Origin of the sequence: Kribbella sp. NPDC026611 (assembly GCF_040638345.1) — a bacterium.
Taxonomy (GTDB): Bacteria; Actinomycetota; Actinomycetes; order Propionibacteriales; family Kribbellaceae; genus Kribbella.
Genome location: NZ_JBEZYC010000003.1, coordinates 160,411 through 186,637, shown reverse-complemented (window position 1 = coordinate 186,637; position 26,227 = coordinate 160,411). Strand labels below are relative to the sequence as shown.

Sequence of the window (26,227 nt, the reverse complement as noted above, 5' to 3'; positions counted from 1 at the left end):
ATTCGTCGGATGCCGTTCGTAGCGTAGGTGGAGGCGGACGGCGGGTCCGCTCGAGCCGAAGGAGCAAACATGCCCGAGTACCTCATCTACTTCAACCAGCAGTGGGTGGGTGACCACACCGATGAGTGGTTCCGAGGGCGCGGACCGCTCGCCAGGGCCGTGGTGGACGAGATGAAGGCGGCCGGCGTGTACGTGTTCGCCGGCGGGCTGGAGGAAGAGGACGGCCCGGTCTACAACGCCGACCCCACCAGCGGCGAGGTACTGGTCACGGACGGACCGTACGTCGAGACCAAGGAGTTCCTGGGCGGGTTCGCGCTGGTCGACGTACCCGACGACGAGACCGCCAAGCAATGGGCCGCCAAGGTCGCAGAAGGCTGCGGCTGGCCCCACGAGGTCCGCCGCTTCAAACCACAATTCCAATCCAAGTAACCGGTAGGTGGTCCGGGTGACCGGACCGCCCACCCCCGGACACGAGCAGCCAAACCACCGCCCCGCCCAGCCATAGCCACCACCTACCACAGTCTTCGGACGCCACGGTTGCACCCGCAAGCAGCACTCCCTCGGCGCGTTTCCAAACCTCATGCTCCCCGCGTCAGCAGAGCCGTTGGCAAGGAACCGTCCGGAAAAGCCGGGCCCAAGGGTTGGTCACTGCCAGAGGTCAGCACCTTCTCGACCGGAGGGATCTGCGGACAGGATGCTTTCGTGGAGCCCATCGACAACACGTCCACTTGGCATCCCCTCGTCGCTGTCATCGAACCGGATCTCGACCAACGACCATCCAGGAGCGCCCGCGGGTGCCTCGGGGTCGAAACCTTCGTCGACACGTGAAAGCACACTGAAGGCAGCTTCATACGCAGCCAACCTCATGGCTCGAGCAACATCCGCAGGATCCGCACCAGCCGCGACAGCACGCTGAGCGGCTGGTACCCCAGCGACGGTGTCGCCTGTCCAACCATCAATCCCCCGCCAGACTCCCCGCAGCACCAACCACCGCGCCTCCTGCGGAATGTCCTCTCGCACTTCAGACTCAGCCCAACCTTCAGGATCCCCCACGCCCAACTCGCGCATCCGCACAACAAGGTCATACTTCCGAGCCACCATGTCGGCATGGTTCCACGCACCAGGCACAACAGCCCCGGCGGGTACGGACGGGCAGTTGGGCCGCCCTTCTCCTTTGTCCCGGGACACACAAAGCCCAGGCAGCGGACCGACACGTCTGAGAGCAATCGCCGGTCTGGCGGAATGTCCACTGTTGTCCAGCAGCCTCCGTGGTCGCTGTTAGCGAGCCCGTTAGCAGGCGGCAGGAACGGCTACCGTTTTGCACATGACCGCTGATCCGCCCTGGCTAGTCGCCGTGGCCACTCTGTTTCTCGCGGCTGTCAGTTGGTGGCGACCGATCCGTGAGATCGAGGCTCCTTGGCCAGCGATGGTGGGCTTCTACGGCGGATTCTTCGGTGCCGCAATCGCGGGTGATGCCGGGCACTGGCTGCTGGCACAGCTTGGTCTCGCGGTGGCGGTAGTAGCAACTGCGTGGCTCGTAGCGCAGTGGTGGGTGGCCAGGCGACGCGGGAAGTTCGAAGACGGTTCCGCGAGACACCGCCGGTCAGGCCCTGGAGGCTCTGAGTTCTGAGGCGGAATCTCGCCCGCAGCTCCCCTTGCGTCTTCCCGTCTGCCGTTCAGCCCACGCGTAGCACGATCAGACCTTGGCGAAGCGGTCGGTTGCGGCCATGACAGCTTCTGCCGTTCCGGCGGCGTGCGTGCCGTGCTCGACGATCACCAGTTCGGATCCCTGCCAGGCGTGGTGCAGCACCCATGGTTTGCCGGTGAGTGCGCCGAGGTCGAGCTGCCCGTGCACGATGACGCCGGGGATGCCCTTCAGCACGTGCCCCCTGCGTGCCAACTCGTCGTCTGCCAACCAACAGCGGTTGCTGAAGTAGTGCGTGACGAGTCGGGCGAAGGCGAGTTGGAACCGGGGCTCCCACGGCTCGTGCTCAACGTCGCGGCCTGGCGGGACAGTGGCGATTGCATCCTCCCAAGCGCACCAGTCCTCTGCTGCTTTGCGGTGCACGGCGGGGTCGGGGTCCATGAGCAGGCGGTGATAGGCGGCCGAGACGTCCTCGCCCGGATCGGGTACGCCCGCGAGGAAGCGCTCGTACGCCTCGGGGGCCAGGCCGCCGAAGCCGCGGATCAGCCACTCGACCTCGCAGTGCCTGCCGGTGGCGACGGCGGTCACGATCATCTCCGAGACGCGCTCTGGGTGGCGCAGCGCGTAGGTCAGCGAGAGCACTGAACCCCAGGAAACGCCGAACAGCAGCCACTTGTCGATGCCCAGGTGCTCGCGCAGCTGCTCCATGTCGCGGATCAGGTGGTCGGTGGTGTTGGTGGACAGGTCGATCCCGGGCTCGCTGGCGTGAGGGGTGCTCCGGCCGCAGTTGCGTTGGTCAAACGAAACGATGCGGTAGACGGCGGGGTCGAACTGGCCGGGGGAACGTACGCCGCACCCCGAGCCAGGGCCACCGTGCACGTACAGCGCAGGCTTGCCATCCGGGTTGCCGCACGCCATCCAGTACACGCTGTGCCCGTCACCGACGTCGAGCATGCCGTGGTCGTAAGGCTCGACCTGAGGGTACATCCGCCCTCCCGACAGAAATGACAGCACTCATATGAATGCAATAGCCAGGGAGTCTCGCCGTTAGGACGGTGGTCCGCAACACTTCTCAGCCACAGGCCAGAACGTGATCGTCCACACCCGACCAAGCTCCGCAGACGTGGTCGCCGCCGTCGACCCAGAACGTGACGAGCCGGAGCCCTCAACCCTGGCATCGTGTTAGCAAGGCTGTTAGCAACCGGGAGCCCCGGACATGCAAAACCCCAGGTCATCTAGCTGGTGACCTGGGGTTTGTCTGCGCGCTCGGAGGGATTCGAACCCCCAACCTTCTGATCCGTAGGAGCCTGCACAGCCTAATGCTCGCGGATGCGATTCGCACATGCTCGCTGCCAGTAGTGCCAACGAACGCACCTTGGCAGGGGTCGTTGGGGTCGGACTGGGGTCAATGAACCGCGCGCGGTTTGGCTGGACCCTCGACCACGGAAGGCAATGGCTCGACCTCGTTGAGTGACATGACAACGAAAGTCTCGCAGGATTCCATAATTCTGCGGATCTGTCACCCCGAACTTGGGCGTGTCGCTTCAACGATTTGGACACGACCGTGCGATCTTCGACACAGGCCCCGGCAGCCGCTGGGGACTTTTTCATGGGTACGACGGGGAAGTCGCACCCCCAGCTAAGGAGGTGAACATGAAGGTCAACCCGTTCCATTCAATCCTCGCGAGCGTGCACCACAACAACAACAAGTGCACCGAAGGCAACAACATCGAGGACCGCAACAAGCGCTCGGGCACGGGCGGTAAGCCCCTCTGCCAGCACTGCCGCAACCTGTAGTACCTAGCTCAACGCAAGACGGGACCCGCACCTTTCAGAGTGCTAACGACACCCTGAACTGTGCGGGTCTCCGCTTGTCCGGACCGTAGTAGTTGCCTGGGTCAAACCCCAGCAACAACGCGGTTCTGACTGACGTATCGCGAACAGGGCGCAAAGGGTTACAGGTGACAACCTGTAACGGTGGCCCACGTCTTCCCGTCTGCCGTTCAGCCCACGCGTAGCGCGATCAGGAGACGCCAGAGGGGCCAAGATGGAGCGCCCCACCGGACGAACGATCTTGGCCCCTCTGGTGGCTCCTGATAGGTCCTGACTGGGCTGAGCGGCAGACGGGAAGACGCACCCCGAGCCCACTCCGAGATAGCCGGCCAAAATCGGCCCCCGTCATCCCGGAGTCGTGAGGCCCCCGCCGGAGGCAATGTCGTTTGCTCTCAGGAAAGACAACCGAGAGCGGGCGCGGCGGTGAACGGCCGGAGGCCGCATGCGCACGCCGCGCCGCGCGCCGAAGGCGCGCCTTGATCCATAAGAGCCAAATTCGGCAGTAGAGCGAGCGGCGGGTCAGACCACCGCTTGACCGAGGATCGGCCAGAGTGCGCGCTCGAACGGTTCGAATCGGCCGCGCCGCGTCGGCAGGACTTGCGCGAGTTCGGCGATGGCCTGCGGTTGGTCCGCTTCTCGCCAGTTCGTTGCTGGCCGTTGGAACAGCGCGCCCGACGGGTAGTCGGCTAGGTCGAGGGTTCGGACCCACTTGAACCCGCGTTCTTCGTAGTACCGGTGCAAGCCGACGTTGTCGGTCCAGACGTCGATCCGGACCCAGTGGTTGCCAAGGTCTCCAGCGCGCTTGCACGCCCAGTCGATGACGTCGTCTCCGAGTCCGGCGTACTTCCGGCGAACGATCAGCCGGTGCAGGTACATGGACGGGTCGGCTTGCTCGTCCGGCGTCCAGAGCTGGGGGTCGGAAAACGAGTCGAGAGCGACAGTCGCGGCGGTCTGGCCGTCGTCGGTGCGGACCATCCAAGTCTCACCAGCTCTGATGCTGGACAGGATCCGGTCGGACTGCGCCTCCGGGTTCGGCCACGCGACCGCCCACTGATGAATGCCCTTCGTGGCCAGCCAGTCGCTCGCCTCCTGACGCATCGCGAGGATGACCGGCAGGTCGTCGATGTTGGCCTGTTCGATGATCACGAGGCGTATCCGTTCTCGCCGTGGTAGCCGCTGATGTCGCCGAGCTCGTAGACGAGTCGGTTGCGATCACCCGCGAAGATCGTCAGCGTCAGTCGGAGTGGCCGCGTATCGCTGTAGGTCGTGCGGACGTAGACGAGGACCGGCGTACCGATGCCAAGCCCGAGCTTCCGTGACTCGTCTGGCCTCGGCATCCGCGTGGTGACTTCGTCGATGTAGCCGATCTCAACGTGCCCTTTGGCTGCCATGGCGCGGATCGCTCCACCTGCAACGTCGTGCGGCGTGAGTAGGCCGCACTCCTGAGCTATGTCCATCGGGTAGTAGCTGTCCTGCAAGCTCGACGGGTCTCCGTCGACCTGGCGGACGAACGATCTGGAAACGAGGGAGTCGCCTTCGTCGACGCTGAGCCGTTCGGCCAGATCGGGCGATGCCGGGACGATCCGCATCTCGAAGTCGCGGTACGCCGACTTGTGTCCCTGGGCGGCCTGCTCGGCGTGGAAGGCGTCGACCTGGTCGCTCGACATCCGGTCGCGGCTCTCGGCCCAGCTCGCGTGGTAGGTCGTGATGACCTGCTCGCGGACGATGGTGCCGCGTCCCTGGGTGCTGCTGATCATGCCTTCGTTCTGGAGCTGGGCGAAGGCAAGGCGGACTGTGTTGCGCGAGACGCCGTACTGGTCCCGCATCTCGGCCTCGGTCGGCAGCCGGTCCCCTGCCTTGAGCTGGCCGCCGCGAATCTGCTCGCGAAGGTCGGCCGCGATCTGCCGATAGAGCGGGTCTGACTGCGCCATGTCCGTGCCTTCCGAAAGTTGTCCCAACAAATGGTCTCATCCCTCTTGACCTAGCACCAATCTGTACCTAAGGTCGGTGATGTACCAAAGGTTGGTACGAATCGAAGAGTGAAGGCGAGATCACATCATGGCGATGCCCCGCAAGCTCACGGTGGAGTTCGGCGCTGTCTTCCCGTACGGCGTGTTCGCGGTCTCCGAGGTAACTCAGGTCCGAGACTTCGACCGGTCGACGAAGGACCGGCCCGTGTACTCGGTCGACGAGGAGACCGGCCTCAACGTCTGGTCGGTCGATGTCCTGGACGGCGACCCGGAGGCTCGGAAGGCTGACCGCTCGCTGTCGGTCAAGATCCTGTCCCTGCAGCAGCCGGTTCTCCCCCCGCCGATGCCGGGTGTGCCGTTCACCCCGGTCGAGTTCGAGGGTCTGACCGCGACGCCGTACGTATCGGACTCGAACGGCCGTGCGCGCCTGGCTTGGTCGTTCCGGGCCAAGGGCGTCAAGGCTCCGAAGAACGCTCCGGGCCAGAACAAGTCTGCGGCCTGAGAGCGGTGACGACCATGTACGACGAACTCACCGCACGGATCTCGGTCGGAGTCCACCTTCGGCCGACCACCGGCCTCAAGGTGTCCAGCTTCCCCCACACCACCGGTGAGCCGTTCGTGTCGATGCAGATCGGCGACGGTGCCGGAGAGATCGCGGTAATGACTCACGAGCTGTCCGACCTGGATCGCCTTGGCAACCTGGTGGCAGAGGCTCGGCAGTCGCTCACGTCGATGCTCACCAACGGCACCGCTTGGGAACGGCACGATGACCCAACCGTCGAGGACAACCCGCTCGACGACGATGCGGACGACTTCCAGGACGACGAGGACGAAGACGACGACGACTCGTTCGACGCATCGGGTTCCCGGTTGCTGTACGCCGAGGGGTGGATCTGATGCCACTCTTCGCGACTCGGCGTGACTTGGACGTGTGGGCTGACTCGCTGGGGGTCGCCAACGATGACGAGGCGGTTGGCGTCCTTCAGCGGCTGCTCGGTCGGCTGCTCGACGGACAGGACCGGGTCCGGTCTACGGCCCGCGCCGTGTCTGGTGTTCCGAGCAAGGACCTGCAAGGCGAGCTGAGCAAGGCGCTGGGCCGGATTGATCTGTCGGTCATCGCGGTCGAGGACGCCTTGCGCGGCTTCCGGATCCACGAGAGGCGGTGACACCCATGGCTGTCACTCCGAAGGGGCGGCTCCTGGTCGCCTGGGCCAAGGCGCTCGGTGTCGACAACGACCTAGACGCGATCGTCGAACTGCACCGGTTGATGAACCAGCTCGACGACGCCAGATCTGTTCTGCAGAAGGCCAACCGGCTTCTCGTGAACGCACCGGATCCCGACGCGGCACGAGGCTGCGTCCTCGCGATGGGGTCCCTGGAACGGGCAGGCGCGGAACTGCTCACGGTCGAACGGCGATTCCACAAGCACGAACGAGGACGGGGCTGATGAGCGCATGGTTACCAAACTGGCTCAAGTACTGGGGCGGCTGGTTAAGACCCTCGCGTACCTGGTGTTCGCGCTGCTGCGCCGACCGGGCCTCACCGGTCCCCTCCTGGTCGCCGCCGTGGTGGCCGTGCAGGTGTCTCGGTGGGGCTGGCTCGTCCGCATCTCCGTCCTGGTCCTCGTTTTGGCCGGCGGATTTGCCTGGCGGCTCAAGCACCGCTCCTCGTTCAACCGGCTGGTCTGGATCCCGGCCGTGCAGTGGTACCGCCGCTGGATCCGCTACGGCCTGGCCTGGCGGTTCTGGATGGGGCGATGTGGCCTCGGGATCACTGACGAGACCACCGGCCGGGTGATGCGTCCCCGGATCGTGAAACTGCGCTACACCCCCAGCGTCGACCGGCTCCTTCTTCAGCTCCCGGTCGGGCTCACGAGCAAGGAACTCGACGACAAGAGGATCCACCTGGCGGAGTCGATGCGCGCTCTCGATGCCCGGGTCCGCAAGGACCGTCCTGGCCGGATCTGGCTCGACCTGGAGATGCGCAATCCCTTGCAGGCAACCATTCCCGCGATCCCGGTCACTGAGTCTCTTGATCCGGCGATCCTCGATGGGCTGGTCATCGGGTACGCCGACGACGGCACCCCCTGGCGGCTGCGGGTCCGTGGCTCTCACGTCTTCATCGCTGGCGCGACCGGCTCGGGCAAGGGCTCGATCATCTGGTCGACGCTGCGGGCACTCGCTCCGTTCATCCGTGCCGGACTGGTTGAGATCTGGGCCGTCGACCCCAAGGGCGGGATGGAACTGGAGTTCGGCAAAGACCTGTTCACCCGCTACGAACGCGACGACTACGAAGCCATGGTGGCGCTGCTCGAAGACGCCGCGAACGACATGGACGAGCGGTGCAGGCGGCTGCGCGGAACGACCCGGAAGTTCAACCCGACGACCGCGACACCGCTCGTGATGGTGGTCGTGGACGAGCTGGCGACCCTGACGGCGCTCCAACCTGACCGGCGTCTCCAGGGTCGTGCTGAGAACGCGCTCGGTCTGCTGCTGACCAAGGGCCGCGCTCCCGGCTTCCACGTCCTGGCCGCCGTGCAAGACGTCACCAAGCGAGTCTGTGAGTGGCGCGACCTGTTCCCCGACAAGATCGCGCTCCGGCTCGGCAAGGCCACTGAGGTCGACATGGTGCTCGGTGATGACGCCTGGGACAACGGCGCGCTCTGCGACTCGATCCCCCGATCCCTGCCCGGTATCGGCTACGTCCTCATGGAAGGCCAAGCCCACGCCGTCAGGGTCCGCGCCGCCTACGTCACCGACGACGAGATCCGCGTCATGGCCCGCGACTACCGGCCGCGCCGGGTCCTCCACTCAATCGATGCCCCCGGCAACACCACCGACAACCCCGAGACGGGAGAGGCAGCATGAAGGTCCGCGAGATCCCCGGCCAGCTCGAACTCGTCTTCGAGACCCCGACCCTGACCGTCGACCAGCGAGCCGAGATCGGCGCGTACACCGTCCCCGGCTGGCAGTCGATGGGCGAATGCCGCTCGGTCGCTGACGACTCCTGCTTTCCCGAGCCAGGTCAGGCCACCGCCGCCGCGCTCGACCGGTGCGGGTTCTGCCCGGTCCGCCGTTCCTGCCTCGCCTCCGCACTCGCCAACGATGAGGAGTTCGGCGTCTGGGGCGGCACGACCGAGATTCAGCGCGACGTAATCCGAACCGACATTGCTGCCGGTGTCCCGATCGTCGACGCCCTCGACCGGTCCACGCTGCTCCCGGAACTGCTGTGGAGGCAGGCGTCATGACCGTCCGCCTCCGCGTCTCCGGCGACCCCACAGAGATCGAGATCATGCTGAAGGTCCTCGCAGTGGTGTTCGACTTCACCGGCTCACACCGCATCTACCCCAACCATGGCTCCTCGGGTGTCCGCGTCTACCTCACGGCGCGGATCCCGTGGGCCGGTGACCGAGACCAGCCACGGCGGGGAGATGGTCCCCGATGATCTCCACCCTTGGCCAAGTCGCTCCCGACGTACTCCATGAGCTTGCCGTGCGCAACGGCGTCTGCGTTCGCCCGGTGCTCTCGCGGATGACTGACACCGCTACGGGTGAGCAATCCGTCGTACCGATCCCGTGCGGCTCCACACAGCACCGCCAGTGCCCACCGTGCGCTGACCGGGCTCGCAGGCTCCGCATGCAGCAGTGCCGCGAGGGATGGCACCGAGACGACGAGATCCCCCTCGACGACGCTGACGACCCGGTCGAGGACCTTCCCGCGGAATTGGCCGACGACCAGGGCGACGACGACGAAACCGCGCGTCGTGTCCGCTCGACCCGCCGCCGCCAGGATGCTCCGGACCTGCCCCGGGTGCCGATGGAGAACCGCACCGTTGGCACCACCTTCACCGGCTCGAACGGGCAGACCTACCGGCCGTCGATGTTCCTCACGCTGACCCTTCCGTCGTACGGCAAGGTCCGCCCTGACGGCACCCCGGCTGACCCGGACTCCTACGACTACCACCGGGCCGCGATGGACGCGCTGCACTTCCCCAAGATCGTGGACCGGTTCTGGCAGAACCTGCGCCGGTGTGCCGGGTACAAGGTCCAGTACTTCGCCACCGTCGAAGCACAACGCCGCCTCGCACCACACCTGCACGCCGCCGTCCGGGGCGTCATCCCACGCCAAACAGTCAAGGACGTTGCCGCCGCCACCTACCACCAACTGTGGTGGCCGCAATGCGAGCGCCCGGTGTACGTCGGTGACGAGCTGCCCCGCTGGGACGAGCTAGCCGGCCGATTTGTCGACCCGATCGACAGCGCACCCCTGCCCACCTGGGACGAGGCGCTTGACGCCATCGGTGACGACCCGGCCGCGACTCCCGCGCACGTGGTCAAGCTCGGGACCCAGCTCGACTATCAGGGCATCATCGGCACGGCTGACGACAAGGTCGGCCAGGCGATCGGCTACCTGACCAAGTACCTCGCGAAGTCCATCGCCGACACCTACGGCGACGACGACGAGATCACCACAGTGCAGGCGATCCACCTCGACCGGCTCCACCGCGAAGTCCGGTGGCTGCCCTGCTCTCCGACCTGCTCCAACTGGCTCCGGTACGCCGTCCAGCCACAGGGCGCGGAAGCTGGCATGCGGCCCGGCTGGTGCCCCTCCAAATGCCACGACCGGCATCACCTGGGGTTGGGTGGCCGCCGCGTCCTGGTATCGCGCCGGTGGACCGGCAAGACGCTGTCAGACCACAAAGCCGACCGCGCCGAAGTCGTCCGCCAAACCCTGGCCGCTGCCGGTGTCGACATGCACGACACCAACCGCTGCGCCGCGACCGAATCCCTCGAGGACGGCACACCCCGCTTCATCTGGGAACCCGTCGACCGAGCCAACGACGACGACCTGCCCACCTGGCACGGACTCATGACCAGAGGCATCAACGAACGCATCCGCTGGCGAACCGACTACGAGCAAGCCAAACGCGCCGGACCCGCCGTCGACGACACCAATTCGGCAACTGACCACGACCCCGCCACCTCGGCGGCATGACACGAGGGGATGAGCACGATGGAAGCTCTGTTGAGAGTGGAGGAAGCGGCCGAGCTGCTGAAGGTTTCGCGCTGGACTGTCTACCGGCTGATCAAGGAGAGGGAACTGCTCAGCGTCAAGGTCCGCAACGGTCGGCGAGTACCCGTCGAGTCGGTTCGGGACTACGTCCGATCGCTTATCGCGGACGCCGCCTGATGGGCACCGTGACCGCGCTTGCGTTTCCAGACGAGGACCCCAAGCGTGCGAACAAGTCCACGAAGGGCCGTCGCAACGTCAACGGTGAGGGCAACATCCGAGAGCGGTCAGACGGCCGCTGGGAGGGCCGGGCGTACGTCATCACCACGGACGGACGCGAGATCCGGCAGAGCGTCTACGGCAAGTCCTGGGACGACGTGCACACAAAGCTGACCAAGTTGCAGGCCGACACGATGTCCGGCAAGCGAGTCGCGTCCACGTCACAGACGGTTGGCGAGTACATGGCCTACTGGCTCGAAGAGCACGCGCGACACCGAGTTCGGGATACGACCTTCGCCAGCTACGAGTGGCTGGTCCGGATGTACCTGACTCCGCTGTTCGGCAAGAAGAAGCTGACAGGTCTTCGGCCGAACGACATTCGCCGGGGGTTCTTCCAGCTCAAGCAAACCTGCCAGTGCTGCGCCCAGGGCAAGGACCAAGCCCGCGAGGATCGAGCGGAGGTGCTGCGTACCAAGCGCGCACGTAAAGCATCCCGGAAGAACGCTCGGAAGATCGAGGGGGCTCGATGCTGCGCCAGGACCCCGAAGGAGTGTTGCCGGTCAGTGGTCTCCGATGGCACTGTCCGGTACCTACACCGACTTCTGCGGGCACTGATGCAGGACGCGGTCTCGGAGGATGAACTTCTCAGTGAGAACGTCGCCAAGAAGCTTCGGATGGATCACAAGTACCGTCCGAAGTTCGTGGCCTGGACTCCGGCTGAGGCTCAGCAATTCCTTTCGGCAGTTCGCGACGAACCGCTGTACGCCCTGTACGCGGTGGCGCTCTCCGTGGGCCTGCGGCGGGGTGAAGCACTCGGCCTCCGGTGGTCGGACGTTGACTTGGACAACGGGCTGATCAGAGTTCGTCACGGCTTGCACCGCGTGAACGGTGAACTGCAACTCGGTCCGGTCAAAACCGACGGGTCCGCACGCGTCATCCCGCTTCCAGCGCCGCTGCTCAAGGTTCTCCATGCTCACCGTCGTGCGCAGAGTTCGGACCGTGAGGAAGCTGGCCGGTCCTGGAAGGAGGGCGGCTTCGTGTTCACCACGAGCATCGGGACGCCGTTCGAGCCTCGGAACATCAACCGACACTTTGACAAGCTCTGCGCGGTGAGCGGCGTCCGGCGTATTCGCTTTCACGATCTCCGGCATTCCTGTGCCTCGCTGCTCTGGAGCCAAGGCGTCCCGCTGGAGCAGATTCAGGACATTCTCGGGCATGAGGACCCCCGTACGACGAAGACCATCTACGTCGACGTGGCGGAGGATCTTCAACGGGGAGCGGTGGACAAGCTCGGGTTCCTGTTCGAGCAGGACGGCGAGTGACGTTGGGGTCAGCCGTGGGGGTCAACCACCCTCAGAAAAGCGAGAACCCCGGGTCATCCACCTGGCTGACCTGGGGTTTTGCTTGCGCGCTCGGAGGGATTCGAACCCCCAACCTTCTGATCCGTAGTCAGATGCTCTATCCGTTGAGCTACGAGCGCTGGACAACGTCGAGTAACGATACATGGCGGGGGTGGGTGTAGGCCAATCGGCTCGGGGAGGGTGGCTCTAGCATCCGGGGCATGGGTATTGAGGACTTGCTGGGTGGGCGGGATCTGGGGGATGTGAAGAAGGCGGTCGGGTTCGTGATGGAGAACTCGGACGACTTCCAGAAGGTGCTGAACCTGGTTCGGGGGTTGCCGGACGACGCGATCGGGATCATCGGGAAGCTGCCGGAGCTGCTCAAGACGATCGGGTCGGGGTTGGCCGAGGCCGGGGAGCAGGCGGGGAAGGCGGCCGGGGCGCTGGTCGGTGACGACGGCGAGGGTGGCGCGCGGAAGGCGCTGGCCGGGAGCGCGAACACGATGAACGCCGCCAAGGACAAGCTGAAGGACGCGGCCGGGATGCTGGCCGGGCTGGCGGGTGAGCTGGACAAGATCCCGGGGATCGGTGACGCGGCAGCGAAGAAGCTGAACGACGGAAGCAGTCAGATCGGCGGCGTCGCGACCGAGCTCGAGAGCCTGGCCAGCAACCTGCAGGACCTCTCGGGGATCTTGGCAACGGTCGGCGATGCACTCAAGGGCCTCGGCACCAAACTCTCCGAGTCCGGCGGCTCCGTCAAAACCCTCCTGGACTGAGCGAGGCTGGTACGCCGAGGCCCGCAACACGACGTGGTACGCCGAACGCCGCGGCACGCCTGGTACGTCGCGGGTGCGGCACCCCGGCACATCGGGGTTTACAACACTCCGGTACGTCGCGGTGTGCAGCGCCCACCCAGGTACTCGCGGCGGCAGCACCCCCGGCTATGTCGCGAGCAGCGCCCGCCCAGGTACGTCAGGCGGGCAGCAGCCTCGGGTACGTCGTGCTGTGCAGCGCCGCCCAAGGTGCGACGAGGCGGGTGCTCCCGGATACGTCCGTGTGGTGCGGAGCTGGAGGCTTGGCACCGCGAGCAGGGTGGTCGTTCTGCCTGACGGCGGAACGGAACGGGCCTATGGCACGCGCCTCGCCGCAGGTCGCCTTGGTAATGCGGTCGGGTCACACGAGGCGGTCGCACGCGGGTGGCAGTCCGCAGACCGCGCGGCAGCGCGCAACCGAGTGTGGGAGCTGCTGCGTGGCACGGCGAGGACGAGCCGCGCGTGGCAAGCGCATGAGGACCGCGTAGCACTGCTAGGAACAAGCGGTGCGTAGCAGGTGCGTTGAGCGCGTACAGCACGGCTGGAAACGAGCGGTGCATAGCCGGCGGGCGTGGAGCGTGCGTAGTACGGCTGGTGATGGGCGGGTGCAGGGCAGGTGGGTGGGGTGGTGGTTGGAACTGGTGGGAGTGGGGGGTCGTCTAAGGGGCGCGTCTGATGGTTAGGGAGGACCTTTGCGTGGCTAGGGTCGGAGGTATGGCTGGGCGGGTTGGGCGGAGGGCGGCGATTGGGTGTGCGGTGGCTGCGGTGGTTGGGGGTGGGATCGGGTTTGCGGTGGGGGAGCCTGTGAGGCCGGCGGATGTGCTGCCGGCGCGGGTGTTGCCGGGGGATTTGTGCCGGCGGATCGGGGATGTTTCCAAGCTGTTGCCTAAGGCATCGAGTGCGGTGCCGTTGGTGCAGAGTGGGAGTACGTCGGCCACCTGTGAGGCGCGGAGCAATCGCGACCAGGTGCAGGCGTACACCGCGGCGACGCTGAAGGTCACGATCACGCCGTACGCGGGGCAGGAGGCGGGTGCGGGGAACGATCCGTTGACGCCGGAGCAGATCGCGCGGAAGACGTTCACCCGGTCGCCGCTCAACAATCTTGAAGGACGTCCGTACCCGACCAAGGCGATTCGCGCCGAGAGCGGTAAGGCGGGTGAGGCCTGGTCGGTGCGAGTACTCGTCCAGCGGGCCGACATCGTCGTCGGAGTGGAATACACGGCCAACCCGATCACCGGTGACGTTGCACAGGAAGCCGCGCTCGACGTGGCCGATCGAGCGATCTGGGAGAGCAAGTGAGTGCGCCGGAGATTCCCGGCTATCAGCTGGACCAGCAGCTGCTGGTCCATCCGCTGGCTGAGCTGTGGCACGGTCGCACCTTCACTGGGATGGAGATCGTTGCCCTGGTGCTGACCGCCGACGGCGCCAACGATCCGGCGGTCCTCGCGAGGCTGACCGAGGCCAGTCGCGACGCCGCGCTCGTACCGGGTCAGCACGAGACGCCGCTCTGGGCCGCCAACTTCAACTCCGCCCGCCCGTACGCGATCACGCAACTCGTCCCCGGCCAGACCGGCGCCGAGCGCGTGGTCGACCCGCTCGACGGCATCATCGGCAACGACGACGGCACCCTCCAGGCGGTCCGCGACCGCCTCAGCCAGTACGGCGCAACGCCGCCGACCCTCCCACCAGCCGACAGCACGTACGCCGCTCGTCCAGCCGACGGCCCGTACGCCGGCCCGCCGGCCGAGAGCACGTACGCCGCTCCCTCCGCCGGCAGCGAGTACGGCGCCTCGGCCGGGTTCCCGTCATACGCGGACTCCGGGACAGCCAGCAACGTAGCAGCCGGCGATCCAGCGACCGGACAGGCAACAACGGGCGGGGTAGCGGGCACCCACGGAGGCGCCGACCACGTACCAGCCGACCAGTCACGCGCTGGCCAACCGCACCAGCCGGGGCCGGGGGCAACGACTAGTGGGGCCATCGAGGAGTACAGCAAGAAGATTGGGTCTTGGATCTATGCCGTAGTCGCCGTAGTGGTCCTCATCGTCTTCACCATCGCCTACTCCGTCGGTGCCGCGGTCGGTAGTGCCGTGAAGGACGAGCCGGCCGCCGCCCCACCGCCGCAAGCCGTCAGCCCCAAGCCCTACCCATCCACCGTCCTGCTGCCGCCGGTCCCCCGCCCCACGACAGCCGCCTACAAACGACCAGACGGATCCAAGGGCATCTTCGGCGCCACCTACCCAGCCAACGCCGACGTCCAGGTCATCGCCAACGCCCAGCTTCCCTTCGCGTTCGGCTGGCCTCGCCCGCCGCAAGTCGCCTTCGACGGCGAGTCCTCGACGCTCATCCTCCGCCGCGTCCAGACCGGAGCCAACCTCAACGGCACCGTGCCCAACCTCTTCCACGCCCAGATCGCTCTCCACCCCTGCGCGAGCCTCAAGCAGTGTCTCGCCGACCGCTCGTCGTTCGACCAGCAGTGGACGAAGATCTACAAGGCCCCGGTCCCGGCCACCGCCAAGGACTCGACCACTTGGCTGACCGCGACCACCTCCACCCCGACCTCGACCGCGCCGTACGCGATCTCCATGACGCACGTGTTCCAGAGCGTCGGCCAGTGGTGGCTGGTCGGCACCCACGTCTTCGGCGCCACGAACGAGGCGGCCGACATCCAGCGCGTCGTCAACGACATCTGGCACCAGACCAGCTGACAACCGCAAAATCTCCGGAAACGGCCCGCGCATCGAGCGCGGGCCGTTCTCTTTTTCACAAGCTCCACCGGAAAGCGATTGTCGCGAAAACTTTGTGACCGGATTCACGTGGAGGGGGTTCTCAGACACCCGCCGGTTCGCGTACCGTTAGTACCACTTGCACACTGGTATGTATCCACTGGATCGACTGGTATGCGACAGATCACACCGCCAGCCAGCTGGATCGAACCACCGGAGACCCCGGTGGCCGGTCGCCGTACCCGCCTTTCAGCGTCGAGGGGCCGGTCGGCGCCGGGCCGACAGCCGAGAGGGAATGAGCCGCGCATGACGACTACCGCCGACCCGACCCATACCGAGACCGCCGCCCCAGACACCACCCGGAACCCCCTCCCTGCAGCCCTCGCGCCGTACGACCTCACCGACGCACCGACCCGGCACACCGCCCTACTGCGGTGGGTGGCCGAGGTCGCGGAGCTCACGCAGCCGGACCGGATCCACTGGGTGGACGGGTCGGACGCGGAGTACGCGAAGCTCACCGGTGAACTGGTTGCCGCCGGCACCATGGTCCGGCTGAACGACGAGAAGAAGCCGAACTCGTTCTGGGCCCGCACCGACCCGAGCGACGTCGCGCGGGTCGAGCAGCGCACGTTCATCTGCTCCAAGCACGAGAAGGACGCCGGTCCGACCAACAACTGGATGGACCCGGCGCAGATGAAGGCGCTGATGACCGAGCTGTACCGCGGCTCGATGCGCGGCCGGACGCTGTACGTCGTCCCGTTCTGCATGGGCCCGTTGACCGCAGAGCAGCCGATGTTCGGCGTCGAGATCACCGACTCGGCGTACGTCGTCGCCTCGATGCGGATCATGGCCCGCACGGGCGCCGAAGTACTGGCCAAGATGGGGACCGACGCGCAGTACGTCCCCTGCCTCCACTCCGTCGGCGCGCCGTTGCAGCCCGGGCAGAAGGACGTCCCGTGGCCGTGCAACGACGAGAAGTACATCGTCCAGTTCCCCGAGGAGCGGGCGATCTGGTCGTACGGCTCCGGGTACGGCGGCAACTCGCTGCTCGGCAAGAAGTGCTACTCGCTCCGGATCGCGTCCGCGATGGCGCGCGACGAGGGCTGGCTGGCCGAGCACATGCTGATCCTGAAACTGATCTCGCCGGAGAAGAAGGTGCACTACGTCGCGGCCGCGTTCCCGAGCGCCTGCGGCAAGACCAACCTGGCGATGCTCGACCCGACAATCGACGGCTGGGAGGTCGAGACGCTCGGCGACGACATCGCCTGGATGCGGTTCGGCAAGGACGGCCGGCTGTACGCCGTGAACCCGGAGTTCGGCCTGTTCGGCGTTGCCCCCGGCACCGGCTGGAAGACGAACCCGAACGCGATGCGCACCATCGAGAAGGGCAACTCGGTCTTCACCAACGTCGCGCTCACGGACGACGGCGACGTCTGGTGGGAGGGCTACTCGCCGACCCCGCCGAACCACCTGACCGACTGGAAGGGCCGCGAGTGGACGCCCGGCAACGGTGAGCTGTCCAGCCACCCGAACAGCCGGTTCTGCACGCCGATCAAGCAGTGCCCGATCATCGCCGACGAGTACGACGACCCGAACGGCGTACCGATCTCCGCGATCATCTTCGGCGGCCGGCGCGCGACGACGGTGCCGCTGGTGACCGAGTCGCGGGACTGGGCGCACGGGGTGTTCATGGGCGCGACGCTGTCGTCGGAGACCACGGCCGCGGCCGTCGGCCAGGTCGGCGTCGTACGCCGCGACCCGATGGCGATGCTGCCCTTCCTCGGGTACGACGCCGGGCAGTACTTCGACCACTGGCTGAGCGTCGGCAAGGAGCACGACGCGTCCGCGCTGCCGAAGATCTTCTACGTGAACTGGTTCCGCAAGGACGAGAACGGCAAGTTCGTCTGGCCGGGCTTCGGCGAGAACAGCCGGGTGCTGAAGTGGATCATCGACCGGATCGAGGGCCAGGCCGACGCGGTCGAGACCCCGATCGGCCGGGTCCCCACCGCCGGTTCGCTCGACGTCACCGGCCTCGACCTCGGCAGCCACGAGCTCGATGTCGCCCTCGCCGTCGACGCCGAGGAGTGGAAGGCCGAGATCCCGCTGATCGAGGAGTGGTTCAGCAAGCTCGGCGACACCGTCCCGACCGAGCTCAAGGTCGAGCTGGACAACCTCAAGGCCCGCCTGGCCTGACGACTTCGGGGCCGAGTCGGAAGCCGGCCCCGAACCACAGCGGCGCTCCGGTCTACCAGGCCGGGGCGCCGCTGCATTTGCCTCGTCAGAGTCGTCGGTGGGACGTACGTTGAGCGCATGCAAATTCCTGAGAGCGCTCGCGGTGTGCTCGAGTCCAGCGCGTTGGCGCATCTGGTGACAATCAATCCGGACGGCAGTCCGCAGGTGTCGGTGGTGTGGGTGGATGTGGACGGGGACGAGCTCGTCTCCGCGCACCTGCCGGAGAACCGGAAGGTGAAGAACATCCGGCGGGACGGGCGGGTGGTGCTCTCGCTCGAGAGCGGGCGCATCAACGAGAACGGGCTCGCGGAGTACCTCGTGATCACCGGGACGGCGCGGATCGTCGAGGGTGGCGCGGTCGACGTACTGCGGAAGCTCGCGAAGGTGTACGTCGGTCCGGACGCGGACTTCCTGCCCGGCGACGAGTATCCGCCGGGCTACCTCACGCGCATCACCGTCGACAAGATCGGTGGGGTCGGACCGTGGGCAGGCTGACACGGTCGGCAGGTATGCGTACCGTGCGTTCGTAGCCGGTGCTGTCGACGTACTGGATCAGGGCGATCCAGCCGTCGGCGCAGTGCAGGCGGCCGATCAGCCAGGCGGAGGTCCAGGCCTGGTCGAGCAGTACGTCGACATGTGCGGGCAGGCCGAGGCCGAGGATTGCGCGGGGGTCGAAAGCGCTCGCCGGTACGTCGAGGATCGTCATCGTCATCACCTTGGAGATGGAGGCCCGCTCCTCACCGTGACCGCGCACCCGGGCGTCTGGTCCATTACCCGGGAATGTCCCGGCCGCGTCTCGGACACGCCACCGCGGCGTCACAACTCGGACCCGATCCGCGCGGTTGTGGGTACGTTGAGCACATGAAGATCGGTGTGATGCTGCCGCTCGGCGGCGAGGACGGACCGGGCGGGACGATGCCGGGCTGGAAGGACGTCCGCGCGGTGGCCGAGGCCGCCGACCAGAGCGGGCTGGACTCGGTCTGGATGGCGGACCACTTCCTCTACCGCGACCCGGGCGGCCGGGTCTACGGCATGCACGACGGCTGGACGATGCTGAGCACGGTCGCCGCGGTCACCACCCGGGTCGAGCGCGGGAACATGGTGCTCTGCGCATCGTTCCGCGACCCCGGCCTGACGGCGAAGATGGCCGCAACGCTGGACGAGGTGTCCGGCGGACGGCTGATCCTCGGCGTCGGCGCCGGCTGGCACGACCCGGAGTACGAAGCCTTCGGCCTCCCCACCGACCACCGCGTCGGCCGCTTCGAGGAATGGCTGGAGATCGTCGCCCGAATGATCCGTGGCGAGTCGGTCACCTTCTCCGGCCAGTACTACACGACCCAAGACGCCTCCCTGGACCCAGCACCCCCACACCAGATCCCGATCCTGATCGCCGGCCACCGCCCCCGCATGATGCAACTGATCGCCCAGTACGCCGACCTCTGGAACACCGCCTGGTACGGCGCCCCCAACGAACGAGTCGAGGAACGCCTCGAATCCCTCCGCCAAGCAGTGGAGACCGCAGGCAGGCCGGCCGGGGCCGTCGCCCCCACGGTCGGCATCGTCGTACGGGACCCCGACCAGCCCCCCGTACCCGACCCACACCCGAACGCCATCCCGGTCGAACAACTCCCCAAGGCCCTAGAGGGCTACCAACAACTCGGCGTCCAGCACCTAATCGTCTCCCCCGAACCAATGACCCCACGCACAGTCGAACAAATCGCCAAAGCAAAGCAGCAACTGTCCTAACCCAAGCCCACCAGCGAGCGGGCCGCCCGGCCCGCAAAGCGACCCCGCAAGACAAACGGTGGGCGCACCCAGGCCGCGCGCCGGGGGGTCCGGGGGGCGGAGCCCCGCCGGGCGGGGTGTGGGGGTTGCACCCCCACAAGACACACCGGAGCTCCCTGGCCCGCGCACTTCGCGGGCAGGGAGCTCCCAGGAGCGGAGGCGGCGGGATTTGAACCCGCGAGAGGGGATTACCCTCAACCCGCTTAGCAGGCGGGCGCCATCGACCGGACTAGGCGACGCCTCCTCCGACGATCCCCGAACAGCGGGGACACGACGACGGCCAAGAGTATCTGCTGGAGCCGTCCACGAGCAAAGTGAGTCCCAGGGAGATTTCGGCACGCTACGTGGTGGAGTGGGGACCTTGGGTGTGTCGGCCTGTGGATGTGTAATCTGGCGGGCATCGACGGGGGTCGCCAGCACACGTCAACCAACCGGCTGTCGTGGGCGTCAGAGGTAGCGTGGGCCGCTGCGCGCGGCCCGGGCAGGGTCGCCACGTCGTCGATCAGGGAACGGAGCCATGTCGCGGAGCACACGCGCAGCCGGACGGAGGTCAGCGCCTCGAGCAACCCGGTCCCGGCAACGTTCGCTGCGGGCCCGGACCACCTCGAAGGCGATCGGCCTCACGCTGCTCAGCGCGCTCGTCCCCGGCTCCGGCCTGCTGATGGGCGGCCGGAAGAAGCTCGGCGCGTTCGTGCTGACGATCAGCATCGGCCTGCTGCTGATCGGTGGGTACTTCGGCCTGACCAAGCGTGACTCGATCCTCGCGTTCGCGGTCTCCCCGCGTCAGCTCCTGATCGCGACCGCGGCCGTCGTGCTGCTCGGAGTCGCCTGGATCTGGGTCGTCGTCGCGTCCCACAAGCTGCTCCGACCGGTGAGCATGACCTACACCGGACGGCTGGCCGGCTCGCTGTTCGTCGGGGTGCTGTGTTTCGCGATCGCCGTACCGACGACCGTCGCCGCGCAGACCGTGATGGCGCAGCGCGACCTGGTCGGCAGCGTGTTCCAGTCCGAGGGCAAGTCGAAGAGCGCGACCCGTCCGAAGGTGAACGCCAAGGACCCGTGGGCGAACACCCCCCGGCTGAACCTGCTGCTGCTCGGCGCCGACGACGGTGTCGGCCGGACCGGTGTGCGGACCGACACCGTGATCGTGGCCAGCATCGACACCAAGACCGGTGACACCGCGCTGATCTCGCTCAGCCGGAACTGGATGCGGATGCCGTTCCCGGAGGACTCGCCGCTGCACAAGATCTACCCGGACGGGTTCTACGACCCGAACGGCCCGGCCGAGCAGCCGGAGTACTACCTCGACTCGATGTACGACAACATCCCGAAGGCGCACCCGGGCGTCCTCGGCCAGACCGACAACATGGGAGCCGACGTGGTCAAGCTGGCCGCGGGCGCGGCCCTCGGCCTGGACATCGACTACTACATGCAGGTCAACCTGGCCGGCTTCCGGCAGATCATCGACGCGCTCGGCGGCATCACCGTGAACGTCAACTACCGGGTCCCGATCGGCGGCGACTACGGCGAGGGCCCGGGGTCGAACACCGAGAAGAAGCCCAGCGGGTACATCGAGCCGGGTCCGAACCAGAAGCTCGACGGGTATCACGCGCTGTGGTTCGCCCGCGGCCGGTACGGCCTGAGCGACCCGTCCCGCCAGGAGCGGCAGCGCTGCACGATCCACGCGCTGGTGAACAGCGCGAACCCGCAGGCGCTGGTGACGTCGTACCAGCAGATCGCGAAGGCCGGGAAGCAGCTGCTGCGCACCGACATCCCGCAGGAGATCCTGCCGGCGTTCATCCAGCTGGCGCTGAAGGTGAAGAACGCGAAGGTCAGCAACATCGACCTGGACAAGAGCAAGAACTTCCCGACCGGCCAGCACCCGAACTACCCCGCGATGCAGGAGATCATCCAGAACGCGATCGCGCCGAAGACGAAGTCGGTCGCGTCGACGCCGACCACCAAGCCGACCAAGAAGCCGGGCAGCGGGTCGACGAAGAAGCCGGTCAAGCCGGCCGTCACACCGGGCTCTGCACAGAACCTCGCCGACGCCTGCGCGTACAACCCGAGCCAGACAGGCAACTGACAACAACAGGACAACCAGGTCTGGATCACTCCGCGGGTGGAAAGTATCAACCCGGTAGCGAGTCGAGTCACACCTGGGGGTGGCTGTGCGCCGTTCGATGGCAGTGGTCGCGGTACTCGTCTGTGCTGGGTGCAGCAGCGACCCGGTGAGCGGCGATGCGCCGGCTCCTTCGAGTACGACTTCGAGTACGACGACGTCGACTGCGCCTCCGTCCAGCGCGCCGCCGGTGCAGCCGCCGGCGCCGGTGGCGTTGTCGGTCCCGATGTACCAGCGGGCGTTGACGAACGTCGACCGGGTCCTCAAGCCGTACGTCACCCGCGTGATGAACGCGAAGACCGTCGCGCAGTTCGACGCGTCGCGTGCGCTGCTCGCCGGCGCGGTCGACCTGGAGGCGAAGGCGCTGGCGAAGATCACGCCGCCGCGCGGTCTGGTCGCGGCGCACCCGGCCGTCCTCGACGCGTTCGACGGGTACGCCGGCGACGTCAGTACGAATCTGGCCACGGCCGGGGAGACCAAGACGAGCTGCGGGTTGCCGAAGCTGCAGGCGGTCCGGCTGTACGAGGCGAAGAACGGCGTACGGACTGCTTATGCGGGGCTCGTGGCGAGCGTGCAGAAGGCGATCGGGCGGGGTGTTCACTTCGGGGCGACCTCCGTACCGCCGAAGCTGATCGCGCCGGCGGTGATCGGTGGGCGGGGTGAGAACGGTGATGTGATCCAGCGGTCCGGGTCGCGCGGCCCGGGGACGTTGAAGATCTCGAACGCCGGTGAGGACGTGGTGATCGTCGTCACGAACAGCAGTCCGAAGCAGCCGCAGGCCTCTATCTATGTGCGGGCCAACAAGAGCGCGACGCTGAACGGGATCCGCGGCGACTACTGGGTCTACTTCAAGTCCGGGACGAACTGGGACGCGGCCGGGCGGCGGTTCACCGAGAACTGCTCGTACCAGAAGTACGACGACCGGTTCGACGGCTCGTACAACTGGACGATCAGCCTGACCAAGTCGCCGTTCGGCAACGCGTCGACGTCGGAGACCGACGAGTTCTGACGCCGTGACATCCTGGGGCGATGCGGACGACGTACCGGATGCGGGCAGGGCGGTTCCTGGGGATCCTGGCCGCCGGGCTGATCATTCTCGGGGTGGCCGCGGTGCTGTGGGCGTTCGGGCTGCCGGGGGTGGCGGTGTCGGTGTTCGTCACGCTCGGCGCGATGGTCGCGCTGGCCGGGGCGTGGATCCTGCTCCGGCCGCCGAAGGTCGCGAAGCTGCGAGACGGCGACCTCGAGGCGCGCGGCGTACGGACGCCGTGGACGGACGTGACCGAGGTGGGCCGGGTGGAGACGACGCACGGCGAGGCGATCGTGCTGCGGACCAAGCAGCCCGACCACCCGATCCTGCTGCCGGTCTCGTGGCTGCCGCCGAAGCAGGTACCGATGCTGGAGGCGGCGTTGCGGGACAAGCTGAACGCGGCGCACGGGTACCGGATTTGGGACGGTACCGCCGGCGAGGACAGCGATCGCTCAGAATGAGTCGTCGCTGACCAGTGTGAGGAGTTGCCGGTGCTGTCCTTCGAGATGTCTTATGACGAGCTGATCGCTTACCAGGGTACGAATCCGCGGCCGGGGGACTTCGACGCGTTCTGGGAGCGGTCGGTGGCGTCGCTCGATGCTGTGGACCCCTCGGTGGAGTTTGTGGATGCTACGGATTTTCCGCTGGGGTCGGGGGTTGCGCAGCACCTGTACTTCAACGGGACCGATGGGTACCGCGTGCACGCGAAGGTGGTGCGGCCGGCGGAACCTGCCGGTCCTGCGGTGCTGATGTTCCACGGGTACGGCGGGGAGCAGCCGAAGTGGGTGGAGCTGCTGCCGTACGCGGCGCGCGGGTTTACGGTGGCGGCGCTGGATGTGCGGGAACAGGTCGGGTTCCGTACGTCGTCGCAGGCGGCGAACAGCTTCTCGATGCACAACCACCTGGTCCACGGCCTCGACGACGGGCCGGACGGCCTGCTCTACAAGCACGTCTTCCTGGACACGCGCCGACTCACGGACATCATCGCCGGGCTGCCTGAGGTCGACGCCTCCCGCATCGCGACCACCGGCTGGAGCCAAGGCGGCGGGCTGTCGCTGGTCGCGGCTGCGCTCACGCCGTCGATCAAGTACACGGCGAGCGTCTTCCCGTTCCTCTGCGACTACCAGCGCACCTGGGACCTGAACCTGGAGACGGCCCCGTACGACGAAATCGTCACCTGGTTCAAGAAACGCGACCCCCAGCACCTCCGCCAGGACGAGGTCTTCACCACCCTCGGCTACATCGACGTCCAGCACCTGGCCCCCCGCATCCGCGCCGAAGTAGCCCTCTTCGTAGGCCTGGAAGACCAAACGTGTCCCCCCTCCACCCAGTTCGCCGCCTACAACAAACTCACCAGCCCCAAATCCACCCACCTCTACCCCGACTTCGGCCACGACGACCTCCCCGGCGCCCACGACACCATCTACCAACTAATCACCACCAACCTCTGACAAGGTGATGAGTGGTAGAGGTGATCACCCCACGCGCCCGCTACGCCCGCTCCTTCGTCGCGTGCTACGCAGCCGCTCCCACCCACCCGTACCTGCGTGCTACCGCACGCGTTTTCGCGGCTACCGCCGCGGGGTGAAAGCACGTGGTCATGCCGTCCCGCACAACCTGAGCACCAGGTGATCGGGGGCTGGCACGCCCGGGGAACGCGCAGATGTGGGCCGCTCGGCAGAGCCGGAGCCGGTAGAGCCGGAGTCGACCGAGCAGACGACCGGTGCCGAGTCCCTCGTTGAGCAGCGGCCGAGATGCTCGACCATCCGAGGGCCTGTGGCCGGGGTGTCCGGTCGACCGAGGTGGTCGTCGCCGACGGTCATCCGGCACCTCCCGGATCGGCAGAATCCTGCTGATATCGGCAGGGGAATGACGCAGGGTCGTAGCTGCTGAGCCTTACAGCAGGAACCAGTAGTTGACGGTGGGGCCTTGGGTCGCCGGACCGCCGCCCAAGGAGTCGTACAGGTGGCGGGCTGCGTGGTTGTTGGTTCCGGTGGTTAGGAACAGTTTGGTGGCGCCGGCCGTGCGGCCTGACTGCATGAAAGTGGTTAGGAGGGCGCGGCCAATGCCCAGGCCACGGTGGGGCTCCAGAACCTCCAGCTGGTGGAGGTAGAGCATCGACGTACCGTCCGGGCGGTGGAGGTGATAGCCCCAGCACCAGCCGACCACCTCGTCGGTATCGGTCGTGGCGACGTGCGTGAGGGTGCCGGGGACGTCGAGGTGGGTGGGTGCCGCGTTCGTGTTCATGAAGGTTTGGACAGCGCGCGACAGCAGCTCGGCGTCAGGGACAGAGATCTTGGTCATGTGGGTCCATGCCCGCCGCACCAGGTCGCGGAACGTGGTGGTTCGCGAGCTGGGTGCGGGGGCGAGGTGGAGTTGTTGAAGTAGCTCCGCGGTGCCGACCCATGGGCGGGGTCAGTACTGCGCAGCCGCCTAGTTGGCCTCTTTGGTGGCCCAGTAGTGCCATTGGGGGGACGCGACTGGGGAGCGGGTCAGGCCGTCCGGCCAGGTTGCCGGGAGGTCGTGACTTCGCGCCGCGTACAGGATCACCTCCGATGCGGTGCGGTCGCCGCGGACGGCGACGCGAGCGGCGGTCTCGGCGCGCATGTCGGTCAGGTAGTGGATCGCGGGCAGGAACTCGGCGCTCAGCCGCGGGCTCAGCCGGCCGACCGGTTCGTCGTCCAGCCGGACCTCGACCACGATCTGGTTCCGGTCCTGGAAGCTGTCCTCCTCCTCGACCGCATGCATGGTCGCGTACGCCCAGCACTCCCCCTCCGCACGGAAGAAGGGCGCCAGTACGTCGGGATGCACCTCACTGCCTGGTACGACGATGCCGCTGCCGGGCGGCAGCAACTGGTAGCTGCCCGGTGGCGGCAGGTTCACCGGGACGAGCATGTGCGGCTGCCCGAGCGCGACCGCGACGCTGGCGTGGAACTCGGTGCCCTGGGCGCCCTTGCCTTCCCAGTCGGCCGGCTCCCACTCGCTGACCCACAGGTGGCAGGGGACCTGCGGCTGCAGGCCTTGGGCCACCAGAGCGGACAGGACCGGGTGGTACCGGTGCGCGTCGTCCCTCGGCAGGTAACCGACCACCTTCCCCTGCACCCGGACGGCGATCGATCGGGGGTCGAAACGGATGTGCGGTTCCGGGACAAGGTCCGCGGTGGTGTCCAGATCTGCGCCGCGCGCTGGGATGGGGTCGGGAAACAGGCTGCGTATCGCCTGCTCGTGCGGAGCCTCCCGCACGACCTCCTGACCGCACCACAGGGCGTCTCCCCACAGACTGAACGGAATCAGTTCCATCTGTAGCCCTCCAGTCCTCACTGACCGGCTTTACTCGGCTCATCTGTTCCAGGGGCCTGGCCGTTACACCGAGTGAGCGTATGAAAACTAGACTGCCCAGTGAAGGCCCGTTTCACGCATCGTGCAAGAGTCTGAAACGCAAAAGGAATCCCGCGGTCCGGACTGTGGACGTGGATCGTCTTGTGCAGCGAGCGAATCGGCGAAGAT

At 66.9% G+C, this 26,227-nt stretch carries 28 protein-coding genes and 2 tRNA genes; 22 read left to right on the top strand and 8 right to left on the bottom strand.

Annotated features, from left to right (window positions below; genetic code table 11):
* Positions 1-69: 69 nt before the first annotated feature.
* Entirely contained in the window at positions 70-429 is a 360-nt protein-coding gene (locus AB0E69_RS12755) for a YciI family protein (RefSeq protein WP_360143399.1), read from the top strand.
* A 1,267-nt stretch (positions 430-1,696) separates the two neighbouring features.
* Here AB0E69_RS12755 and pip read toward each other — a convergent pair.
* Complete coding sequence (gene pip / locus AB0E69_RS12750) at positions 1,697-2,632, bottom strand: prolyl aminopeptidase (RefSeq protein WP_360143396.1); 936 nt, start codon at positions 2,630-2,632, stop codon at positions 1,697-1,699.
* A 666-nt stretch (positions 2,633-3,298) separates the two neighbouring features.
* Here pip and AB0E69_RS12745 point away from each other — a divergent pair.
* Positions 3,299-3,442 carry a hypothetical protein gene (locus AB0E69_RS12745; protein WP_360143393.1) on the top strand — a complete coding sequence of 48 codons (144 nt, stop codon included), beginning with the start codon at positions 3,299-3,301 and terminating at the stop codon, positions 3,440-3,442.
* A gap of 555 nt (positions 3,443-3,997) precedes the next feature.
* Here the strand turns inward: AB0E69_RS12745 and AB0E69_RS12740 are convergent.
* A complete protein-coding gene (locus tag AB0E69_RS12740) occupies positions 3,998-4,624 on the bottom strand; it encodes a GNAT family N-acetyltransferase (protein WP_360143390.1) in 627 nt (208 codons plus the stop codon).
* Positions 4,621-5,409: a GntR family transcriptional regulator gene (locus tag AB0E69_RS12735; protein WP_360143387.1), complete on the bottom strand. Its 789-nt coding sequence runs from the start codon at positions 5,407-5,409 to the stop codon at positions 4,621-4,623. The genes AB0E69_RS12740 and AB0E69_RS12735 overlap by 4 nt, the downstream gene beginning before the upstream one ends.
* Positions 5,410-5,536: 127 nt before the next feature.
* Here AB0E69_RS12735 and AB0E69_RS12730 point away from each other — a divergent pair, with 127 nt between their 5' ends.
* Genes AB0E69_RS12730 through AB0E69_RS12685 form a run of 10 tightly spaced genes read left to right on the top strand, consistent with a single transcriptional unit; the run spans position 5,537 to position 11,998 of the window.
* Entirely contained in the window at positions 5,537-5,950 is a 414-nt protein-coding gene (locus AB0E69_RS12730) for a hypothetical protein (RefSeq protein WP_360143384.1), read from the top strand.
* A 14-nt stretch (positions 5,951-5,964) separates the two neighbouring features.
* On the top strand, positions 5,965-6,345 hold the full coding sequence (locus AB0E69_RS12725) for a hypothetical protein (RefSeq protein WP_360143382.1): 381 nt from the start codon (positions 5,965-5,967) through the stop codon (positions 6,343-6,345).
* Positions 6,345-6,614, top strand: a complete 270-nt coding sequence (locus AB0E69_RS12720; protein ID WP_360143379.1) for a hypothetical protein — start codon at positions 6,345-6,347, stop codon at positions 6,612-6,614. Before AB0E69_RS12725 ends, AB0E69_RS12720 begins: the two co-directional genes overlap by 1 nt.
* Before the next feature lie 5 nt (positions 6,615-6,619).
* Positions 6,620-6,895 carry a hypothetical protein gene (locus AB0E69_RS12715; RefSeq protein ID WP_360143377.1) on the top strand — a complete coding sequence of 92 codons (276 nt, stop codon included), beginning with the start codon at positions 6,620-6,622 and terminating at the stop codon, positions 6,893-6,895.
* Between the two features lie 7 nt (positions 6,896-6,902).
* Positions 6,903-8,315: an FtsK/SpoIIIE domain-containing protein gene (locus AB0E69_RS12710; protein ID WP_360143374.1), complete on the top strand. Its 1,413-nt coding sequence runs from the start codon at positions 6,903-6,905 to the stop codon at positions 8,313-8,315.
* A complete protein-coding gene (locus AB0E69_RS12705) occupies positions 8,312-8,695 on the top strand; it encodes a WhiB family transcriptional regulator (protein WP_360143371.1) in 384 nt (127 codons plus the stop codon). The genes AB0E69_RS12710 and AB0E69_RS12705 overlap by 4 nt, the downstream gene beginning before the upstream one ends.
* On the top strand, positions 8,692-8,892 hold the full coding sequence (locus AB0E69_RS12700) for a hypothetical protein (protein ID WP_360143368.1): 201 nt from the start codon (positions 8,692-8,694) through the stop codon (positions 8,890-8,892). Before AB0E69_RS12705 ends, AB0E69_RS12700 begins: the two co-directional genes overlap by 4 nt.
* Complete coding sequence (locus AB0E69_RS12695; RefSeq protein ID WP_360143365.1) at positions 8,889-10,442, top strand: replication initiator; 1,554 nt, start codon at positions 8,889-8,891, stop codon at positions 10,440-10,442. Before AB0E69_RS12700 ends, AB0E69_RS12695 begins: the two co-directional genes overlap by 4 nt.
* An 18-nt stretch (positions 10,443-10,460) precedes the next feature.
* Positions 10,461-10,637, top strand: a complete 177-nt coding sequence (locus AB0E69_RS12690) for a helix-turn-helix domain-containing protein (protein ID WP_360143363.1) — start codon at positions 10,461-10,463, stop codon at positions 10,635-10,637.
* Positions 10,637-11,998, top strand: a complete 1,362-nt coding sequence (locus tag AB0E69_RS12685) for a site-specific integrase (RefSeq protein ID WP_360143361.1) — start codon at positions 10,637-10,639, stop codon at positions 11,996-11,998. The genes AB0E69_RS12690 and AB0E69_RS12685 overlap by 1 nt, the downstream gene beginning before the upstream one ends.
* An 85-nt stretch (positions 11,999-12,083) precedes the next feature.
* Here AB0E69_RS12685 and AB0E69_RS12680 read toward each other — a convergent pair.
* A tRNA-Arg gene (locus tag AB0E69_RS12680) sits at positions 12,084-12,156 on the bottom strand.
* 81 nt (positions 12,157-12,237) lie between these two features.
* Here AB0E69_RS12680 and AB0E69_RS12675 point away from each other — a divergent pair.
* From AB0E69_RS12675 to AB0E69_RS12655, 5 genes are all read left to right on the top strand, one after another.
* The gene (locus AB0E69_RS12675; RefSeq protein ID WP_360143359.1) at positions 12,238-12,792 is read left to right on the top strand and encodes a hypothetical protein; all 555 of its coding nucleotides are present in this window, start codon (positions 12,238-12,240) and stop codon (positions 12,790-12,792) included.
* Between the two features lie 939 nt (positions 12,793-13,731).
* Positions 13,732-14,127, top strand: coding sequence for a hypothetical protein (locus AB0E69_RS12670; protein ID WP_360143357.1), 396 nt, complete (start codon positions 13,732-13,734; stop codon positions 14,125-14,127).
* Entirely contained in the window at positions 14,124-15,536 is a 1,413-nt protein-coding gene (locus AB0E69_RS12665) for a hypothetical protein (protein WP_360143355.1), read from the top strand. The genes AB0E69_RS12670 and AB0E69_RS12665 overlap by 4 nt, the downstream gene beginning before the upstream one ends.
* Positions 15,537-15,860: 324 nt before the next feature.
* The gene (locus AB0E69_RS12660; protein WP_360143353.1) at positions 15,861-17,747 is read left to right on the top strand and encodes a phosphoenolpyruvate carboxykinase (GTP); all 1,887 of its coding nucleotides are present in this window, start codon (positions 15,861-15,863) and stop codon (positions 17,745-17,747) included.
* Positions 17,748-17,864: 117 nt separating this feature from the next.
* Positions 17,865-18,281 (top strand): PPOX class F420-dependent oxidoreductase, encoded by a 417-nt coding sequence (locus AB0E69_RS12655; RefSeq protein WP_360143351.1) that lies wholly within the window; start codon positions 17,865-17,867, stop codon positions 18,279-18,281.
* On the opposite strand, the gene AB0E69_RS12650 is transcribed toward AB0E69_RS12655, so the two are convergent.
* On the bottom strand, positions 18,238-18,492 hold the full coding sequence (locus AB0E69_RS12650) for a hypothetical protein (protein ID WP_360143349.1): 255 nt from the start codon (positions 18,490-18,492) through the stop codon (positions 18,238-18,240). The two genes, AB0E69_RS12655 and AB0E69_RS12650, sit on opposite strands and share 44 nt — an antisense overlap.
* Positions 18,493-18,647: 155 nt before the next feature.
* On the opposite strand from AB0E69_RS12650, the gene AB0E69_RS12645 reads away from it, so the two are divergent.
* Complete coding sequence (locus AB0E69_RS12645) at positions 18,648-19,532, top strand: LLM class flavin-dependent oxidoreductase (RefSeq protein WP_360143347.1); 885 nt, start codon at positions 18,648-18,650, stop codon at positions 19,530-19,532.
* Positions 19,533-19,725: 193 nt separating this feature from the next.
* Here the strand turns inward: AB0E69_RS12645 and AB0E69_RS12640 are convergent.
* Positions 19,726-19,815, bottom strand: a tRNA-Ser gene (locus AB0E69_RS12640).
* Positions 19,816-20,088: 273 nt separating this feature from the next.
* Here AB0E69_RS12640 and AB0E69_RS12635 point away from each other — a divergent pair.
* The 4 genes from AB0E69_RS12635 (at position 20,089) to AB0E69_RS12620 (ending at position 24,171) form a co-directional block, all read left to right on the top strand.
* Complete coding sequence (locus tag AB0E69_RS12635; RefSeq protein ID WP_360143345.1) at positions 20,089-21,657, top strand: LCP family protein; 1,569 nt, start codon at positions 20,089-20,091, stop codon at positions 21,655-21,657.
* Positions 21,658-21,802: 145 nt separating this feature from the next.
* Positions 21,803-22,702, top strand: coding sequence for a hypothetical protein (locus AB0E69_RS12630; RefSeq protein WP_360143343.1), 900 nt, complete (start codon positions 21,803-21,805; stop codon positions 22,700-22,702).
* Between the two features lie 20 nt (positions 22,703-22,722).
* Positions 22,723-23,181, top strand: coding sequence for a hypothetical protein (locus AB0E69_RS12625; protein WP_360143341.1), 459 nt, complete (start codon positions 22,723-22,725; stop codon positions 23,179-23,181).
* 30 nt (positions 23,182-23,211) lie between these two features.
* Entirely contained in the window at positions 23,212-24,171 is a 960-nt protein-coding gene (locus tag AB0E69_RS12620) for an alpha/beta fold hydrolase (protein ID WP_360143339.1), read from the top strand.
* Between the two features lie 445 nt (positions 24,172-24,616).
* Here AB0E69_RS12620 and AB0E69_RS12615 read toward each other — a convergent pair whose 3' ends face one another.
* A complete protein-coding gene (locus tag AB0E69_RS12615; protein ID WP_360143337.1) occupies positions 24,617-25,024 on the bottom strand; it encodes a GNAT family N-acetyltransferase in 408 nt (135 codons plus the stop codon).
* A gap of 129 nt (positions 25,025-25,153) precedes the next feature.
* Positions 25,154-26,020 (bottom strand): hypothetical protein, encoded by an 867-nt coding sequence (locus tag AB0E69_RS12610; protein WP_360143335.1) that lies wholly within the window; start codon positions 26,018-26,020, stop codon positions 25,154-25,156.
* Positions 26,021-26,227: the final 207 nt, after the last annotated feature.